Source organism: Mycobacterium shottsii, assembly GCF_010728525.1.
Taxonomy (GTDB): Bacteria; Actinomycetota; Actinomycetes; order Mycobacteriales; family Mycobacteriaceae; genus Mycobacterium; species Mycobacterium marinum.
The window spans coordinates 1,575,723-1,594,117 of the sequence record NZ_AP022572.1 but is presented as its reverse complement, the minus strand read 5'-3'; the positions used below and the strand labels follow the sequence as shown (position 1 = coordinate 1,594,117).

The 18,395-nt window shown below is 64.8% G+C and carries 13 protein-coding genes and 4 pseudogenes; 8 read left to right on the top strand and 9 right to left on the bottom strand.

Annotated elements, in window-relative coordinates; all coding sequences use genetic code 11:
* Positions 1-5: 5 nt before the first annotated feature.
* Both G6N41_RS07520 and G6N41_RS07515 read right to left on the bottom strand, forming a co-directional pair.
* Positions 6-1,405: pseudogene (locus G6N41_RS07520) on the bottom strand (PE family protein); the annotation flags it as partial.
* A gap of 95 nt (positions 1,406-1,500) precedes the next feature.
* Positions 1,501-2,388: an LLM class flavin-dependent oxidoreductase gene (locus G6N41_RS07515; protein ID WP_198967020.1), complete on the bottom strand. Its 888-nt coding sequence runs from the start codon at positions 2,386-2,388 to the stop codon at positions 1,501-1,503.
* A gap of 39 nt (positions 2,389-2,427) precedes the next feature.
* On the opposite strand from G6N41_RS07515, the gene G6N41_RS07510 reads away from it, so the two are divergent.
* Entirely contained in the window at positions 2,428-2,841 is a 414-nt protein-coding gene (locus G6N41_RS07510) for a VOC family protein (RefSeq protein ID WP_198967019.1), read from the top strand.
* Positions 2,842-2,933: 92 nt separating this feature from the next.
* A pseudogene (locus G6N41_RS07505) lies at positions 2,934-3,321 on the top strand (VOC family protein).
* Positions 3,322-3,331: 10 nt separating this feature from the next.
* On the opposite strand, the pseudogene G6N41_RS07500 reads toward G6N41_RS07505, so the two are convergent.
* From G6N41_RS07500 to cysD, 4 genes and pseudogenes are all read right to left on the bottom strand, one after another.
* Positions 3,332-4,205, bottom strand: a pseudogene (locus G6N41_RS07500) (IS5 family transposase).
* Between the two features lie 46 nt (positions 4,206-4,251).
* Entirely contained in the window at positions 4,252-4,737 is a 486-nt protein-coding gene (locus G6N41_RS07495; protein WP_036456521.1) for an Rrf2 family transcriptional regulator, read from the bottom strand.
* Positions 4,738-4,830: 93 nt separating this feature from the next.
* Positions 4,831-6,681 carry an adenylyl-sulfate kinase gene (cysC, locus tag G6N41_RS07490; protein WP_198967018.1) on the bottom strand — a complete coding sequence of 617 codons (1,851 nt, stop codon included), beginning with the start codon at positions 6,679-6,681 and terminating at the stop codon, positions 4,831-4,833.
* Entirely contained in the window at positions 6,681-7,628 is a 948-nt protein-coding gene (gene cysD, locus G6N41_RS07485; RefSeq protein WP_407663729.1) for a sulfate adenylyltransferase subunit CysD, read from the bottom strand. The genes cysC and cysD overlap by 1 nt, the downstream gene beginning before the upstream one ends.
* A 172-nt stretch (positions 7,629-7,800) precedes the next feature.
* Between cysD and G6N41_RS07480 the strand changes: the two genes are divergently transcribed.
* Complete coding sequence (locus G6N41_RS07480) at positions 7,801-8,235, top strand: PaaI family thioesterase (protein WP_198967016.1); 435 nt, start codon at positions 7,801-7,803, stop codon at positions 8,233-8,235.
* 7 nt (positions 8,236-8,242) lie between these two features.
* Here the strand turns inward: G6N41_RS07480 and G6N41_RS07475 are convergent, their stop codons facing one another.
* Complete coding sequence (locus tag G6N41_RS07475; protein WP_198967015.1) at positions 8,243-8,734, bottom strand: beta-class carbonic anhydrase; 492 nt, start codon at positions 8,732-8,734, stop codon at positions 8,243-8,245.
* Between the two features lie 322 nt (positions 8,735-9,056).
* On the opposite strand from G6N41_RS07475, the gene G6N41_RS07470 reads away from it, so the two are divergent.
* From G6N41_RS07470 to G6N41_RS07455, 4 genes are all read left to right on the top strand, one after another.
* Positions 9,057-10,034 (top strand): ABC transporter permease, encoded by a 978-nt coding sequence (locus G6N41_RS07470; RefSeq protein ID WP_198967014.1) that lies wholly within the window; start codon positions 9,057-9,059, stop codon positions 10,032-10,034.
* On the top strand, positions 10,031-10,924 hold the full coding sequence (locus G6N41_RS07465; protein ID WP_198967013.1) for an ABC transporter permease: 894 nt from the start codon (positions 10,031-10,033) through the stop codon (positions 10,922-10,924). Before G6N41_RS07470 ends, G6N41_RS07465 begins: the two co-directional genes overlap by 4 nt.
* Entirely contained in the window at positions 10,921-12,759 is a 1,839-nt protein-coding gene (locus G6N41_RS07460) for a dipeptide ABC transporter ATP-binding protein (RefSeq protein ID WP_198967012.1), read from the top strand. Before G6N41_RS07465 ends, G6N41_RS07460 begins: the two co-directional genes overlap by 4 nt.
* Before the next feature lie 79 nt (positions 12,760-12,838).
* On the top strand, positions 12,839-14,497 hold the full coding sequence (locus G6N41_RS07455; RefSeq protein ID WP_198967011.1) for an ABC transporter family substrate-binding protein: 1,659 nt from the start codon (positions 12,839-12,841) through the stop codon (positions 14,495-14,497).
* On the opposite strand, the gene G6N41_RS07450 is transcribed toward G6N41_RS07455, so the two are convergent.
* Positions 14,484-15,734, bottom strand: coding sequence for an alpha/beta hydrolase (locus G6N41_RS07450; protein WP_198967010.1), 1,251 nt, complete (start codon positions 15,732-15,734; stop codon positions 14,484-14,486). The two genes, G6N41_RS07455 and G6N41_RS07450, sit on opposite strands and share 14 nt — an antisense overlap.
* A 127-nt stretch (positions 15,735-15,861) precedes the next feature.
* Here G6N41_RS07450 and G6N41_RS07445 point away from each other — a divergent pair.
* Positions 15,862-16,735: pseudogene (locus tag G6N41_RS07445) on the top strand (IS5 family transposase).
* Positions 16,736-16,757: 22 nt separating this feature from the next.
* Here the strand turns inward: G6N41_RS07445 and G6N41_RS07440 are convergent.
* Positions 16,758-18,347: a GMC family oxidoreductase gene (locus G6N41_RS07440; RefSeq protein ID WP_198967009.1), complete on the bottom strand. Its 1,590-nt coding sequence runs from the start codon at positions 18,345-18,347 to the stop codon at positions 16,758-16,760.
* Between the last annotated feature and the right edge of the window lie 48 nt (positions 18,348-18,395).

Sequence of the window (18,395 nt, the reverse complement as noted above, 5' to 3'; positions counted from 1 at the left end):
TCTCACCCCGATGCGCCGGTAGCGCCGGGAGTACCGGACAGCGTTCCGCCGGCACCGCCAACCCCGCTGTCGCCGGGCGGCGCGCTGTTGCCGCCGGGCGCCCCGGCTCTACCGTCGCCACCGTGGCCGATCAGCCTGGCATCACCACCGCGCCCGCCGGACCCGCCAGTGCCACCGCTCGTCCCGAATCCGTCCGCACCGGATCCGCCGGCACCGCCGCCGCCGCCGTCGCCATAGAGCCACCCACCCGTGCCACCCGCCCCGCCATCGCCGCTGAACCCACCTGGCCCCACGGAAATGCTGAGGTGGCGCCCGCCGTCGCCACCAGCGCCTCCAGCCCCGCCGGCACCCACCAGCAGACCGCCCGCGCCTCCGCCGCCACCGTTGCCGCCGTCCTCACCCAAGACGCCCAGACCGGCCCCGCCGTTCCCGCCGGCGCCTCCGGCGCCCACCAGTCCGGCCGCCCCGCCGCCACCACCAGCTCCGCCGGCGCCGCCCACCCCGCCGTCCCCACCGAATCCGCCGTTCCCGCCGGCGCCATAGAGCAGCCCACCGTGGCCTCCGGCGCCGCCAGCGCCACCGGCAAAGTGCGAACTGGCAGGACCGCTCGTCGCACCCGCACCACCGGTCCCAGCAGATCCGCCGGCGCCGAGCAGCCCGGCGTCCCCGCCTGCGCCACCGGCTCCGCCGTTGCCGCCTTTGGCGAACCCGCCGTCACCGCCCGTGCCGCCACTGCCGTACAGCCAGCCGCCATGGCCACCAGCGCCACCGGCGCCACCGGGACCGAGACCGGTGGCGGCTCCTCCGAGGCCGCCGTTGCCACCGGCGCCGAACAACCAGCCCCCGTTGCCTCCGGCGCCCCGGCCGCACCGCCGCCGCCGGCGCCACCGGAGCCGCCGTTGCCGATCAGCCCGGCGTCCCCGCCGGCTCCCCCGGCCACCCCGGTGTTTGTGCCCGCCGCCCCGCTACCGCCGTTGCCGTACAACAGTCCCCCAGCGCCGCCGCCTTGCCCGGGTGCCGTCCCATCGGCGCCGTCGCCGATCAGAGGACGTCCCAGTAGCGCCTGGGTGGGCGCATTGAGCACGCCAAGCAGGTCTTGCTCGAGGGTTAGCAGTGGCGAGGCATTGGCCGCATCGGCGGCCGCATAGGCGCCGCCGGAAAGGTTCAGCGCCCGCACGAACTGGGTATGAAACGTGCTCGCCGCGGTGCTGAGCGCCTGATAGGCTTGCGCATGGCCGGCAAACAACGCCGCGATTGCCATGGACACGTCATCTGCGCCGGCGGCCGGTATCCCCGTCGTCGGGAGCACCGCGGCCACGTTGGCAGCGCTGAAGGTCGTGCCGATGCTGTCCAATTCCGTTGCCGCCAGCGCCAACTCGTCCGGTACAGCAATGAAATAGGACATCGCTAGCCTCCTGGCTGGGCCGCCGCGAGCAAAAACAGCGTATCCCCGCGCACCCGCCACAGCCAGGGTCTACCTGACGCTCGCCGACCCGGGACTCAGGCCGCGCCGAACCCCGCTACCACATCGATTGCCCGTCGAAGTTGCTCGACGTCAGAGGACGTCGGGATGAGCTGGACTTCGTCGGTGCCGACCTCTTCGAACCGTCGCAGCACGGCAAGCAGCTCGTCTTCGCTGCCCGCCCAGCCTGTCGTGGGCGCCATCGCATCGACGTACTCGGCCGGGATCCAATTCATGTAGCGCCGCAGATGCCGATGCACCTGTGCGCGCGCGTCGGCCTGCGGCCCGAAGGCGAACCAGAACGACGTCGCCAGGTGCGGTTTGGGCTTGCCGGCCTGCGCCCATACGGCCCGCGCGACGTCGAATAGCTCATTTTGCTTGGCGACATCGAGGTCCAGGGTGGTATCCGCCAGACCGTCGGACCAGGGTGCGGCACTGCGCAGGGTCTTGGGCCCGATGGTGCCGACAAACAGTGGCGGGCCTCCCGGCTGGACCGGCAAGGGTCCGACGGGCCGCACCGACTCGCTCATCTGCTCGCCCGCCCACACCCGCTTCATGACTGCCACCCGCGTTGCCATTGCGCCCATCGTCTGGGTCTTGGGGTCAGCCCCGACAGCGAGGTAGTCCTCACGCCTACCACCCACCCCGATTCCCACGGTCAACCTCCCACCGCTCAACATGTCGCCGGTGGCCAGCGCTTTGGCCAGCATGACCGGGTAATGCAACTGCGGCACGATAACGGTCGTCACCAACCGCACCCGATCGGTCCAGGCAGCCAATGCCCCGAGCAGGGTCGAGCTGTCGGGGTTGTCGAATGCGATCCGCTCGCCCCAGCACAGCGACGAGAACGGGCCTTCGTCGACGGCACGCGCCCAGTTCTTCAGCACATTCGCATCCAGATCGGGCTCCATTACGGGCATCGTCATAGCTATCTGCACAATCGCGATTCTGGCAGCATGGGCTGGATGGGTGTATCGAGCACATCAATTGGGCACGTCCGACTCACCGTTACCGACATCGAGCGATCGCGGCAGTTTTACGAGAGCGTCTTCGAGTGGCCCGTGCTGATCGAGCTTCCCGCGAACGCCGGCGAGGCAACACGGCGTCAGCTGGCGTTTCTGTACGGCGGGGTGATCTACGACCTCGGCGGGGCACTACTGGGGTTGCGCCCGGTCGCCAATGACAGCTTCAACGAGGATCGAGCCGGCCTGGACCACATCGCCTTCCGCGTAGGCGGCATCGACGAACTAAATAGTGCGGCAGCGCATCTGGATGACCTCGGCATTGCCCACGAGCCGGTCAAGGACATTGGTCCGTCCTACATCCTGGAGTTCCGCGATCCCGACAACATCGCTCTGGAACTCACCGCACCCAAGTAGCCGGCCGGGCGGCTTGCGAGCGTGCGCGAAATGACAGCGTTGACGGCGTGTCGATGTGCCGACACGCACGCTCGGTACGGACAGGGGTAACGATGGCCATCAGCTTCAACCACACCATTGTCGCGTCACACGACAAGCGAAAATCCGCGGAGTTTCTGGCAGAACTGTTGGACCTGCCGAGTCCAGTGGCATTCGGCCCCTTCCTGGTGGTCGCGCTCGAGCACGACGCCAGCCTCGATTTCGCGGATGTGCCCGAGGACGTGGAGATTCACCCCCAGCACTATGCGTTCCTCGTCTCCGAGCAGGAATTCACTGAGATCTACGGCAAGATCTCCTCGCGGCTTGCCGCACTGGGCCGACCCGGGTGCCCGACGTCCCGGCGAAATCAACCACCGCGATGGGGGTCGTGGGGTGTATTTCCCCGACCCGGCCGGGCACTCGATGGAGATCCTCACCCGACCGTACGGCTCAGGCTCCTAGGTCCTGTCTGCTAATTGCGGACGCGGTGGTAGGTGATGATGGCGGCCAGGGTGACACCGCCGAGGTAGGTCAGGGCGTATTTGTCGTAGCAGGTGGCGACCGCGCGCCAGTGTTTGAGCCGGTTGAAGCTTCGCTCGACGGTGTTGCGGTGCTTGTAGATTCGGCCTGAGAACCCCGGAGGCCGTCCTCTGTTGCGGCCTTTGGCTTTGCGGCGGGTGATCTGGTCGCTGCGCTCGGGGATGGTATGGGCGATCTTGAGCCGGCGCAGCTGTGCCCGCGTCGAGTCATGGGAGTACGCCTTGTCCGCCAGCAGGTGAAACGGGGCGTCTGAGTTGCTGCACCGGGCGGCCAGCAATGGCCAAAGCATCGGATTATCACCGGCTTGACCGGCCGACAGTGCCAGGGTGACCGGACTGCACAGCTGGTCGGTCAAGGCGTGGATCTTGGTAGTCAGCCCGCCGCGGGAACGCCCAATGGCGTGGTCATCGGGCTCATCGAGATATTTCTTGTAATTCGACAGATCCCCCTGTGCGGCGCCCGGAGCGCGCTCCGGCTGCGTGTCGGTGGGCGCGCACACTGGTCGAATCGACCGACAACAGTGCGCCCAGGTCGGCGTCCTCGGCGTCGAGGTCAGAGGCGATCGCCGCGAAGATCCGCGCGTAGATGCCATCGACCGACCAGCGTAGATGCCTCTCGGCCACCGATTGCCAGGGACCGAAGTGCTCGGGCAGGTCACACCACGGAGATCACGTACGGTAACGCCAGATAATGCCCTCCAGAGTACGTCGATGATCGTTCCACGGCCGGCCACGCCGCCGCCCCGCAGGCAACACCGCCACGATCAGCGACCACAAATCATCAGAAATCGTATGCATCCGCATCACCCAAACAGCATCAGCCAAAACACCATTCACATTAAGCAGACACGCCCTAGTCGCCGCTGCGCGCCGAGCCGTGCCGCTCTAGCTCCTGCGCCCGGTAGGCGTCGGCGAGTTTCGCGACGTGTCCGGGCAGCGCCCCCGTGGCGACATCGGCCAGCGTCGTCTCTTCCAACACTGATCGCATGCTGGCGCGCAGGGCCCGCCAGACATCGGTCAGCGCCGTGGTGGGTCCGGAGTAGGGCAGGTCGCCCAGCCCGATGTCACGAACGCTGGCCAGGGGCCCGTCGATGCAGCGCAGCACGTCGGCGATGCTGATGTCGGTCCCGGGACGCGCCAGTTCATAGCCACCGTCGCGCCCGCGGTGGCTGCGCACCAGGCGGTCGGTCCGCAGGTTGGTCAGGATGTCGACGAGGAACTGCGGCGGTATGCCTTGAGCCTGCGCCAGGTCCTCGGTCTTGATCACCGTCCCGCTGTCGGCTGTCGCAAGTTGAACCATCGCGCGCACCGCATATTCCGCTTTGGCCGACATCCGCATGCTCAGGATTGTGCCATCCACCCCCCGCTACCAGACGCGACGCCAGACGTTGCTGCAAAGAGCCGGGGAATCCGGCGCGCCGAGGCGACCGAACTAGGACCGCAGCTCGAGCAAGTCGATGACGTCTTGCGCTTGCTGGTCGAGGCTACGTGCCGGCGTGAGGCGCAGGTCAGGATGCTTCGGGCGCTGGTAGGGGCTGTCTATCCCGGTGAAATGGGTGATCTCACCCGCGCGCGCCTTCGCATACAGACCTTTGGGATCGCGCCGCTCGCAGTCGGCCAGCGGGGTGTCACAGAACACCTCGACGAAGTCGAATCCGGCATCGGTGTGCACCTTGCGAGCTAACTCACGATGCTCGGCCAGCGGACTGATCGCCGGAACCAAGACGACATGACCACAATCCGCGAGCAGCACCGCGACATGGGCCAGCCGGCGCAGGTTCTCCGCGCGATCGGCCATGCTGAAGCCCAAGTCCGCGTTCAATCCGTGCCGTAGGTTGTCGCCGTCCAGGACATACGCGGCGACGCCTTCTTCTAGCAGCTTGCGCTCGACAAGCATGGCCACCGACGACTTGCCCGCACCCGACAGGCCGGTGAACCACACGGTCCTACCCCGCGGCCGCTCCGTCGTGGTGACCAGCGACTGGTGGCGCACCGTGTTCGGACTCGGTGTGTGAGTCGAGACGTCGCGCAACACCATGCCCGCCGCGACCGTACCGTTGGTGTCCGGGTCAATGAGAATGAAAGAACCCGTGCTCGAGTTTCGGGTGTATTCGTCGAGCAACAGCGGCACCTGGGTACGCAGCGAAATGCGACCAAGTTCGTTGAGCTTCAGTGCTGTTGCCGTCTTGTCGCGATGCAGGGTGTTGACATCAAGCCGGTAGTCCAGCGCGGTGACCCTTGCGCGGGTGGTTCGGGTGGTGTGCTTGATGACGTAGTCACGCCCTGGCTCCAACACCCCCGAATCCGCCATCCAACACACGGTTGCGTCGAAGTCCTGCGCGATTCTGGGCTGGTTGTTGGTTCGGGCAATCATGTCGCCACGCGAGATGTCGATCTCGTCGGCCAGGCTCAGCGAGACGGCCATCGGCGGAAATGCTTCTGGCACCGGACCGTTGGGGCCGTCGATCGCGATGATCCGGGTCGTCTTGCCGATCGGCAGGACAGCGACCTCATCCCCTGGGCGCATCACCCCACTGGCCACGGTGCCCGCATAGCTGCGATGGTCCTGGTGCTCCAAGGTGTGCGGCCGGATGACGTACTGAACCGGGAATCGCACGTCGACCAGATTGCGGTCACCGGCGATGTAGACCTCTTCGAGATGGGACAGCAGCGAGGGCCCCTCATACCACGGCGTCTTATCCGATTTGGTCACCACGTTGTCGCCATGCAGCGCCGACATCGGGATGGAGGTGACGTCTTGCACATCCAGGCGCGCGGCAAAGGCGTGGAACTCGTCGCGAATCGCCTCGAATTTTGCCTTATCCCTACCGATCAGGTCCATTTTGTTGACGGCGAGGACAAGGTGGCGAATGCCCAGCAGCGATGCCAGGAAGGCGTGCCGGCGTGATTGTTCCAGCAGGCCGTGCCGGGCATCGACCAGCACGATCACCAACTGCGCGGTGGACGCACCGGTAACCATGTTGCGGGTGTATTGGATGTGCCCCGGTGTGTCGGCGATAATGAATTTCCGCTTGGGAGTGGCGAAATAGCGGTAGGCGACATCGATGGTGATGCCTTGCTCACGCTCGGCCCGCAAGCCATCGGTGACCAGCGCAAGGTCGGTGTATTCGTGACCACGTTCCTTTGAGGTCTGTTCCACCGAGGCCCATTGGTCTTCCATCACGGCCTTGGAGTCATACAGCAGGCGCCCGATCAGCGTGGACTTACCGTCGTCGACGGAGCCGGCGGTTGCCAAGCGCAACAGCGTGGTGGATGCGGACATCAGAAATACCCCTGCCGTTTGCGGTCTTCCATTCCAGACTCGGAAATGCGGTCGTCGGCCCTGGTCGCCCCCCGCTCGGTGAGCCGCGCCACGGCGGTCTCAGCGATGACCTCCGCAACGGTTGCGGCCTCCGATTCCACACATCCGGTGCACGTCACGTCCCCGACGGTGCGGAATCGCACCGTCGCCTCGAACACCGGGTCGTCCGCGCCGGGCTGCATGTGCCGATCGACGGCCAACAGCATGCCGTCTCGCTTGAACACCTTGCGCCGATGCGCAAAGTAGATCGACGGCAACGTGATGTGCTCGGCGCCGATGTAGGACCAGATGTCGAACTCGGTCCAGTTGGACAGCGGGAACACCCGGATGTGCTCGCGTTTGTGGTGGCGTCCGTTGTAGAGATTCCACAGCTCCGGCCGCTGCGCCTTGGGGTCCCACTGGCCGAACTCGTCGCGGAAACTGAACACCCGCTCCTTCGCGCGCGCCTTCTCCTCGTCACGCCGGGCGCCCCCGAACGCCGCGTCGAACTTGTTCTCCCGGATGGCACGCAGCAGCGTCACGGTCTGCATCGGGTTGCGCGACGGGAAGGTCTCGACGACCCGTCCGGCGTCGATGTCGTCCTGCACCGATGCCACCACCAACCGCACTCCTGACGCTGCGACCAGCTCGTCGCGGGTCGCGATGACCTCGTCAAAGTTGTGGCCGGTATCCACGTGCATCACCGGGAACGGCAGCCGCCCAGGACGAAACGCCTTGATGGCCAGGTGCAGCATCACGATGGAGTCCTTGCCGCCGGAAAACAGCAGCACCGGACGTTCGAACTCGGCGGCCACCTCACGAATGATGTGCATCGCCTCGGCTTCCAACGAGCGCAGATGACTCAATTCGTACTGGCCGACGGCGGGGCCCGTTGTTACACCACTGGTGGTCATGACTTCACCTAACATGCAGAATCAGAAACTCAATACCTGATAATTCTGGTAGCACTGACCATATTTATTGCTATTGTTGCCTATGGAACCAGTCCTGCCCTGCCGCTGTCAATGAAACTTTTGGGAAGCGCGTGGGCAGCTTTGGGAACTTCTTTTCCAGCCGTCGTCGATACGCCAGCATGGACGGATGTCCATTGCTTCAGGTTCAGCCGATAATGCCAGCGGTCGCGACGTCATCGCGCAGTTTCTGCCGCAGTCGCCGTTCGTCACGAAACTGGGAATCGTCGCAGATCACCTCGGTGCCGATGAGGTGCGGCTTCGGCTGCCCTGGGACCCGTCCAACGTCACGATCGGCGACATGGTGCACGGCGGGGCCATCGCTACCCTTGCCGACCTGACGGTCATGGCCGCCGCTTGGTGCAGCGGGCAGGCGCCGCCCGAGCTGCGCGGCGTCACGGTGTCGCTGGCGCTGGACTTCATGGCGCCGGCACGGACCACCGACGTGATCGGGGTGGGTCGGGTGCTGCGGCGCGGGCGCTCCTTGGTCAACTGCGAGGCCGAGATCGTCGACCCCGAAGGCACGCTGCTCGCCAAGGCCCTGGCGACCTACAAGGTGGGTTGATGTCGCGCTAGAGCGTGACCTCGTTGAGTTTGCCGGTGGCGACGTCGAAAACAAACCCGCGCAATGAGACGTGCTTGGTGACAAACGGGCTGTTCTCGATGCGGCGCAACGACTGCTTGACGTCCTCCACCGCATCCGGGAACGCCTCGGCCGCCCACGGGGGTTTGACTCCGGTCTCGTCCTGGATTCCACGCTTGAAGTCGTCGTCGGTGAAAGTGAGCATGCCGCAGTCGGTGTGGTGAATCAGCACGACTTCTCGGGTCCCCAGCAGCCTCTGACTGATCGCCAATGAGCGAATGGCGTCGTCGGTGGCCACGCCGCCTGCGTTGCGAATGACGTGCGCTTCGCCTTCGTTGATGCCGAGCAGGCGATAAACGTCCAGGCGCGCATCCATGCAGGCCAAGATCGCGATGTGTTTACTCGGCGGCATCGGCAGCGAACCTTCGAAGCCGCTCGCGTAATCCGCGTTGTTAGCCAGGTAGTCGTCGGTAACCGTCACGCACGTCTCCTTATATGTCCCGGCAGAAAATTTGCTGCACAAAGCGAAGCCGCGCAGGAGTTTAACAACCGAATGCCGGAATTTCACCGGTGAAAATCAGCAGGATCGCAAAGCGATCGACCCATCTCCGGCGTTGCCGTACCGGCCGCCGCCCGCATCACACGAACCCATCCCACCGGAATTGAGCGGCAACGCATGCAGTTGCTGCCAACACCGAAATCATCGAGGTCCGCCGACATCGGGGGCCGTCTGGTCGGCGTTGTCAGCGGCGCGACACACCCGCTTCTCGCTACCCTGTCCCAATGCAACACGGTGGATGGGCATGACACGATTTCTGGCGCGCCGGTTGCTCAACTACGTTGTCCTCCTCGCGCTGGCCTCGTTCTTGACCTACTGCCTGACCTCGCTGGCCTTCTCGCCGCTGGAGAGCCTGATGCAGCGCAGCCCACGCCCACCTCAAGCGGTGATCGACGCGAAGGCCGCCGAGCTCGGATTGAACAAGCCCATACCGGTGCGCTACGCCCACTGGGTCACCCATGCCGTTCGCGGCGACTTCGGTGTCACCATCAGCGGTCAGCCGGTCTCCGCGGAACTGGGCCGTCGCATCGGAACCAGCTTGCGGCTGCTGCTCATCGGATCGGTAGTCGGCACAGCGCTCGGCGTGGCCATCGGCGCATGGGGCGCCATCCGCCAATACCGGTTCAGTGACCGGGTGATCACCATGCTGGCATTGCTGGTGCTGAGCACCCCGACCTTCGTCGTGGCCAACCTGCTGATTCTGGGCGCACTGCGGGTAAATTGGGCGCTGGGATTTCAGCTGTTCGACTACACCGGCGAGACCTCACCGGGCGTGGACGGTGGAACCTGGGCAGCATTCGGTGACCGCCTCAAACATTTGGTCCTGCCATCGTTGACGCTGGCGTTGGGCGCCGCGGCGGGCTACAGCCGATACCAGCGCAATGCGATGATCGACGTGCTGGGCCAGGACTTCATTCGCACCGCCCGCGCCAAGGGCCTCACCCGCCGGCGCGCGCTAATCAAACATGGGCTGCGAACCGCACTGATTCCGATGGCAACGCTGTTCGCCTACGGGGTTGCCGGACTGGTCACCGGCGCGGTGTTTGTCGAAAAGATCTTCGGCTGGCACGGCATGGGTGAATGGGCGGTCCGGGGCATCGCGACCCAGGACACCAACATCGTCGCAGCGATCACGGTGTTCTCCGGGGCCGTGGTCTTGCTGGCCGGCCTGCTCTCCGACATCTTCTATGCGGCGCTTGACCCGAGGGTCCGGGTTTCATGACCGATCAAGCCACGCAAGTCGAGTTCACCTCACGCCGCACGCTGGTGCTGCGCCGGTTCCTGCGTAACCGGGCCGCGGTGGCATCGCTGGCGGTGCTGGTGGTGCTGTTCGTGGGGTGCTATGCGCTGCCCTCGGTGCTGCCCTACTCCTACGAGGACCTCGATTTCGACGCGCTGCTACAGCCACCGAGCACCCGTCATTGGCTGGGCACCAATGCGCTCGGTCAGGACTTGCTCGCGCAGACGTTGCGGGGCATGCAGAAATCCATGCTCATCGGCGTCTTTGTGGCGGTGATCTCCACCGGAATCGCAGCCACCGTCGGTGCCGTCTCCGGCTATTTCGGCGGGTGGCGAGACCGAGCCCTGATGTGGTTGGTGGACCTGCTGTTGGTGGTGCCCAGCTTCATCCTGATTGCGATCGTCACTCCGCGTACCAAGAACTCGACCAACATGATGTTCCTGGTGCTACTGCTGGCCGGATTCGGCTGGATGATCAGCTCCCGCATGGTGCGTGGTATGACCATGAGCCTGCGCGAGCGCGAGTTCATCAGAGCGACAAGGTATATGGGCTTTTCCAGCCGGCGGATCATCACCGGCCACGTGATACCCAACGTGGCATCGATTCTGATCATCGACGCCGCACTCAACGTCGCGGCCGCCATCCTGGCCGAAACAGGCTTGAGCTTCCTCGGTTTCGGCATCCAGCCCCCGGACGTATCGTTGGGCACCCTGATCGCCGATGGCACCCAGTCGGCAACCACGTTCCCGTGGGTGTTCCTGTTCCCGGCCGGGGTCCTGGTGTTGATTCTGGTCTGCTCCAACCTGACCGGTGATGGTTTGCGCGACGCACTGGACCCGGCCAGCAAGACGCTGCGAAGTGGTGACCGATGAACCCGCTGCTCGAGGTGACCGATCTGGCCGTCACCTTCCCCACCGAGAACGATCCGGTCACCGCCGTGCGCGGCATCAGCTACCAGGTAGCCCCCGGCGAAGTGGTCGCGATGGTGGGCGAATCCGGGTCGGGCAAGTCCGCGGCGGCTATGGCCGTAGTGGGTCTGCTACCCGAGTACGCCAAGGTCCGTGGCTCGGTCCGGTTGCAGGGCACCGAGCTACTGGGGCTGGCCGACGACGCGATGTCGCGGTTCCGCGGCAAGGTGATCGGCACCGTGTTCCAGGATCCGATGTCCGCTTTGACCCCGGTCTACACCGTCGGCGATCAAATCGCCGAAACCATCGAGATACATCAGCCCACTTTCAGCAAGAAGGCGGCGCGGCGGCGTGCGGTGGAGCTGCTTGAACTGGTTGGTATCGCACAACCCGAGCGACGCGCCCGCGCGTTTCCGCATGAGCTTTCCGGCGGTGAACGCCAACGGGTGGTCATCGCCATCGCGATCGCCAACGATCCCGACCTGTTGATCTGTGACGAACCCACCACCGCTCTGGACGTGACCGTGCAGGCCCAGATCCTCGACGTGCTCAAGACGGCTCGCGATGTGACCGGGGCCGGAGTGCTCATCATCACCCACGACCTGGGTGTGGTTGCCGAGTTCGCCGATCGAGCGCTGGTCATGTACGCCGGGCGAGTTGTGGAAAAGGCTACGGTCAACGACCTCTACCACAATCGCCGAATGCCTTACACCATCGGACTATTGGGTTCAGTCCCCAGGCTCGATGCCACGCAGGGCACCCGATTGGTGCCAATCCCGGGTGCCCCTCCGTCACTCGCCGGCCTCGATCGGGGTTGCCCGTTCGCACCCCGTTGTCCCTTGGTCATCGATGAATGCCGCTCCGACGAACCCGAGTTGATCGAGGTCGGCCAGAATCACCGGGCTGCCTGCATTCGCACCGATCAGGTGAACGGGCGCAGCGCCGCCGACATCTATGGCGTGCAGACCGAGGCCACCGAGCTGGCGCCCGCCGACTCATCGGTGGTCGTCCGGGTCAGCGACCTGGTCAAGACATATCCGCTGACCAAGGGCGTGCTGCTGCGCCGATCGATCGGCGAGGTGCGCGCGGTCGACGGCGTGAGTTTCGAGCTCCGCGAGGGCCACACGTTGGGCATCGTGGGTGAATCTGGATCAGGAAAATCCACTACCTTGCATCAGATTTTGGAGCTCGCCGCGCCACAATCGGGATCGATCGAAGTTCTGGGCACCGATATCACCACTTTGACCGCGTCGAGTCGCAGAGCGCTGCGACGCGATATCCAGGTGGTCTTTCAAGATCCGGTCGCCTCACTGGACCCACGGCTGCCGATCTCCGATTTGTTGGCCGAACCACTGCAAGCCAACGGCTTCAACAAGACCGATACCCAGGACCGGGTTGCCGAACTGCTTGACATCGTCGGGCTGCGCCGTAGCGATGCCAGCCGCTATCCCGCCGAATTCTCCGGCGGACAGAAGCAACGGATCGGTATCGCACGAGCGCTGGCGCTGCAGCCCAAGATTCTGGCGCTCGACGAACCGGTGTCCGCCCTCGACGTCTCGATCCAGGCCGGAATCATCAACCTGCTCCTGGACCTGCAAGCGCGGTTCAAACTGTCGTACCTGTTTGTCTCCCATGACCTCTCAGTGGTCAAACACCTCGCCCATTCCGTGGTCGTCATGTTTGCCGGCAGCATCGTCGAGCAGGGCAACAGCCAGGAGGTTTTCAGCAATCCGCAACACGAGTACACACAGCGTCTGCTGGGCGCGGTGCCACAACCGATTCCGGGCAATGCTGACTAACGCAGATCGGTATGACGGCGTCCCGCCCGGTCCTGGCGCGAGGTCGCGGCGGCCGAATCGCCCCTGGGCACGGCGTCGAATGCGTTGTGCCGGTGCCGCATTGCTCACCGTGACGCTCCTGCTTGCCGGCTGTTCGGCCAGCACCCAACTCCCCGCCGCGACCAGCGGGTCCACCGCGGTCGGCAGCAGCAACGATATCAACCCGCAAAATCCCGCCACCCTCGAAGACGGTGGTGACCTGAGGCTCTCGCTCACCGACTTCCCGCCCAATTTCAATATCTTGCATATCGACGGCAACTCGGCGGAGGTTGCGGCGATGGTCAAAGCCACTCTGCCGCGGGCCTTCATCATCGGTCCAGACGGTTCGACGACGGTCGACCACGACTACTTCACCAGCGTCGAACTCACCAAGACCAACCCGCAAGTGATCACCTACACCATCAATCCCAAAGCATTCTGGTCTGATGGCACGCCGATCACCTGGCATGACATCGCTAGTCAGATCCACGCGACCAGCGGCGCGGACAACAGATTCGAAATCGCCTCGAGCGGGGGCTCCGACCGTGTCGCGTCAGTGACCCCGGGAGTCGATGACCGTCAAGCCATCGTGACGTTTGCCAAACCCTACGCGGAGTGGCGTGGGATGTTTGCCGGCAACGGGATGCTGCTGCCCAGCAGCATGACCGCCACGCCCGAGGCGTTCAACAAAGGACAACTCGCCGGACCGGGCCCCTCCGCAGGCCCATTCATCGTCACCTCACTGGACCGCAGCGCACAGCGAATCGTATTGACTCGCAACCCTAAATGGTGGGGAAAGAAGCCGCGCCTGGACAGCATCACCTACCTGGTTCTCGATGACGCCGCGCGGATACCCGCCCTGCAGAACTTCACCATCGACGCGACCGGGATCGGTTCACTCGATCAACTCACCATCGCCGAGCGCACCAAGGGGATCTCGATCCGGCGCGCGCCGGCTCCCAGTTGGAGCCATTTCACCCTCAACGGTGCCCCGGGAGCGATCCTCTCCGACCCGGCGCTGCGGTTGGCCGTCTGCAAGGGGATCGACCGCCGGACGATAGCCAAAGTGGCACTATACGGCCTGACCAATGATCCGGCGCCGTTGAACAATCATGTTTTCGTCGCCGGGCAGGAGGGCTATCAGGACAACAGCAGTCCCTACGATCCGGAGCAGGCCAAGCGGGAACTCGATGCCCTGGGCTGGAAGCTCAACGGCAAGTTCCGGGAGAAATACGGCCATCAGCTCGTCGTCCGCTTGCTGTTCTACGAAGCTCAGAGCAGTCGCCAATTCGCGCAGGTCGCTCAGTACAGCCTGGCCCAGATCGGCGTCAAACTCGAACTGCAATCGAGGTCGGGCAGTGGCTTTTTCAGTAACTACGTCAATGTCGGGGCCTTCGACATTGCGCTGTTCGGCTGGGTCGGCGACGCTTTCCCCCTCTCCTCGCTCACCCAGATCTACATGTCCGACGGGGAAAGCAACTTTGGGAAGATCGGCAGCCCACAGATCGATGCGGCGATCGAGCGGACGCTGCAGGAGCTGGATCCGGCCAAGGCCCTCGCGCTAGCCAATGAGGTGGACAAGCTCATCTGGGCCGAGGGGTTCAGCCTGCCGTTGACCCAATCACCGGGAACGATTGCCGTCCGCAGCACGCTGGCAAATTTTGGCGCCAGGGGCCTCGCCGATCTGGATTACACCGCGATCGGATTCATGCGGAGCTGACCCGGCGATGCAGCAGCGGCGCCGCCGGTAGCGCGTGCTCCGCCATAGCCGCCAGTTCGATCGCTTTCCACAAGGCGCGGATCGGCAGCCGCGCCGGCATTGCGTCCAGCTCCTCCCCTCGACCGGTGAGCGCGCCGAACTCCCCCCGACATACCGCCCCGGCAATGGCCAGTGCCGCGGGCTCACGGAAGTCAAGGGCGCTGTGCGCCATGGTCGGTAGCTCTATCAGCACCGCGTTGGGCAGCAATGATGCGATATGTTCGGCGACCATGGCCGGGGTAGTGAGATCGTGCCCGCCCGAAACAACCACGGTTGGCCAGCCGAATCTGGGCATCTCGGCCACCAAGTCGTACGGCTCGGACTCGAACTGATCTGTCGCCGCAATAGTTTCGCGAATCGCCTGAGCGGGATCGAGCGGTAGGCCGTCGGGCTCGGCCGCGTAGTCCAGTTCGCGGAACGCGATGCGACCGACCAGGTCCATCTCGTAGCGGTACGGCACCTTGCGTGCATACATGGCAGAGAACCGGAAAAGCAAGTGCCACAAGATCATCCGGCCGCACAGCAGGAGATCCAATTGGCGTTCCAGAAGCCGCGCTCCGCCGTACCCGTAAACCGCCGCTGCGACCTGGGATGCGCGGGCCGTCATCACCCCGGCATCGACCAGCTGCCGAACCTTGGCCGCCAGCGCGGCGGTCTCCGGGCTATCCCCGTCGAGTAGCCGCCTACGAATGGTCTCGCGCGCAAGCGCAATGTCATCGCGAGACAGCAACGGCGAATCGAGGATCATCGACCGTACCCGGGCCGGGTGACGGACGCCGACTCCAGCGGCAATGTAGGTGCCGTATGATGTGCCGTAGATGACAGCCGAGTCGACATGGGCGTCATCGAGCACCACGGCAATATCGTCGACGACCTGATCGATTGTGAAAGCTTCTGGCGGTAGGTCGGCTCCGGAGTCATCGTGGCGCGACATCCCCACTCCGCGGTGCTCGATCATGATGACATCCAGACCGGCAGCGGCGGCACGCCGGCGCAACCCCTTGTACACCAGCATCGACGCCACTCCCGGCCCTCCCGGGATGATGACCAGCGGGTGCGCCGACTTTCGGCCGGCGCGCACGTAGTACAGATCAAACTCACTGTCGTTGCCCGGCGACACCGGCCGGCGCACCGGCCGCACACCCGGCATTCCCGCGAGTTTCTCGTGCGCCCGGCGCCGTTTGTCGCTCATCGTCATCGGCGTCGGCCCATCATGGGCAGTATTCTGCCCAGACGGGCTGTCGTCGGCAGCTCAAGGGGCCGCCGGTTGGGCCCCTAGGGCGTGTCTGCTTAATGTGAATGGTGTTTTGGCTGATGCTGTTTGGGTGATGCGGACGCATGCGATTTCTGATGATTTGTGGTCGCTGATCGTGGCGGTGTTGCCTGCGGGGCGGCGGCGTGGCCGGCCGTGGAACGATCATCGACGTACTCTGGAGGGCATTATCTGGCGTTACCGTACGGGATCTCCGTGGCGTGACCTGCCCGAGCACTTCGGTCCCTGGCAATCGGTGGCCGAGAGGCATCTACGCTGGTCGGTCGATGGCATCTACGCGCGGATCTTCGCGGCGATCGCCTCTGACCTCGACGCCGAGGACGCCGACCTGGGCGCACTGTTGTCGGTCGATTCGACCAGTGTGCGCGCCCACCAACACGCAGCCGGAGCGCGCTCCGGGCGCCGCACAGGGGGATCTGTCGAATTACAAGAAATATCTCGATGAGCCCGATGACCACGCCATTGGGCGTTCCCGCGGCGGGCTGACTACCAAGATCCACGCCTTGACCGACCAGCTGTGCAGTCCGGTCACCCTGGCACTGTCGGCCGGTCAAGCCGGTGATAATCCGATGCTTTGGCCATTGCTGGCCGCCCGGTGCAGCAACTCATACGCCCCGTTTCGCCTGCTGGCGGACAAGGCGTACTCCCATGACTCGACGCGGGCACAGCTGCGCCGGCTCAAGATCGCCCATACCATCCCCGAGCGCAGCGACCAGATCACCCGCCGCAAAGCCAAAGGCCGCAACAGAGGACGGCCTCCGGGGTTCTCAGGCCGAATCTACAAGCACCGCAACACCGTCGAGCGAAGCTTCAACCGGCTCAAACACTGGCGCGCGGTCGCCACCTGCTACGACAAATACGCCCTGACCTACCTCGGCGGTGCCACCCTGGCCGCCATCATCACCTACCACCGCGTCCGCAATTAGCAGACAGGACCTAGAGCCCGGCTCAATTGCGGATCAGGTCGGCAGCCTTGGCGCCTATCAGCACCGATGGGGCATGAGTGTGTCCACGCACCGTGCTCGGCATCACCGACGCGTCGGCGACGCGCAGGCCGTCGACCCCGCGCACCCGTAACTGCGGATCCACCACGCTCGCCTCGTCGCTGCCCATCCGACAGGTACCCAAGGGGTGATACAGGGTGTGCGAACAGGTGGTGAGGGCCAACTCGAGGGTTGCTTCATCGAGCTCGCTGCTGTTGTGCGGCCGCGCCACCGGCCCCAGCAGGCCGCGGAGCGCGGGCGCCTGGGCGATACGTGCGCAGATCCGCAGGCCTTCCATCATCGCGGCACGGTCCACACCGCCGGGGTCGGACAGGTAGCGGGCTTCGATGATCGGCTTGGCATGGGGATCGGCAGACCGAAGCGTGATCTGGCCGCGGCTCTGTGGGGCAACCAAGATCGGCCTGAAAACCACGCCGTGGCCCGGCGGGTGCGCGGGCAGTCCCTCGTCGTAGAACGGTGCCGGCGCGAAGATCAGCTCCAGGTCGGGTAGGTCCAGACCCGACCGGCTGCGGACGAATCCGTATGCTTCGCCGACGTTGGAGGTCAGCATGCCCCGGCGCCGCAACAGATAGTTGATCAGCTGCATGGGCTTTTCGGCGGAGGCCAGACTGTCCCCGGCAACGTCGAAGCCCAGCGGCGTGATGAGGTGGTCCAGTAGATTCTGGCCCACTTCTGTCGCGTGGTAGACGGTTTCGATTCCGTGATCGGCGAGATGACTACGGTCTCCGATGCCCGAGAGCATCAGCAGCTGCGGGCTGTTGACCGCGCCGCCGCAGAGCACGACCTCCCGGCGGGCATGCACCGTGCAGTGTTGCCCCTCGCGCTGGTACTCGACGCCAGTCGCCCGGGTACCGTTGATGACGATTCGGGTCGCCGTCGCACCGGTGAGGATGCTCAGGTTCCTGCGCCCCATCGCCGGTCTGAGATACGCGTCGACGGTGCTCCACCGGGAGCCGCGGCGCTGAGTGACGATCGTTTCGCAAAAACCTTCCGGCTCTGCGGAATTCGGCTGCACCGGCGGAAACCCACAGTCGCGTGTGGCGGCCAGCCAGGCCGCAGTCAGCGGACTCGGACTCCGTTGACGGGAGATCTGTAGTGGACCTGTCACACCGCTGTCGTTACCATTGACGAAGTGCCAGGCGGCGGTGACGTCTTCAATCTGGCGGAAGTAGCCGAGCAGCTCGCCGTAGGACCAGTGCAAGCCGGCGAGCCGAGCCCATTCGTCATAGTCGGCGGCAAAGCCGCGCACCCACATCATCGCGTTCATCGAGGACGAGCCGCCGAGCACCTTGCCCCGGGGCCAGTAGATCTCGCGCCCGCCCAGCTGCGGCTCCGGTTCGGTCGTGTAATCCCAGTCGACTTCGCTGCGGAACAGCTTGGGAAACGCCGCCGGAATCCCGATGAAGCGATTCTTGTCGCTCGGCCCGGCCTCGAGCGCCACCACCGAGGTGCCCGAATCGGCGCTAAGCCGATTGACCACCGCCGCCCCAGCTGAGCCCGTACCGACCACTACGTAATCGCACTCAATGTCCACCGCTCATCCCCGTTTTGGGATCAGTGTATGACGCGGGGCGGCCCGATC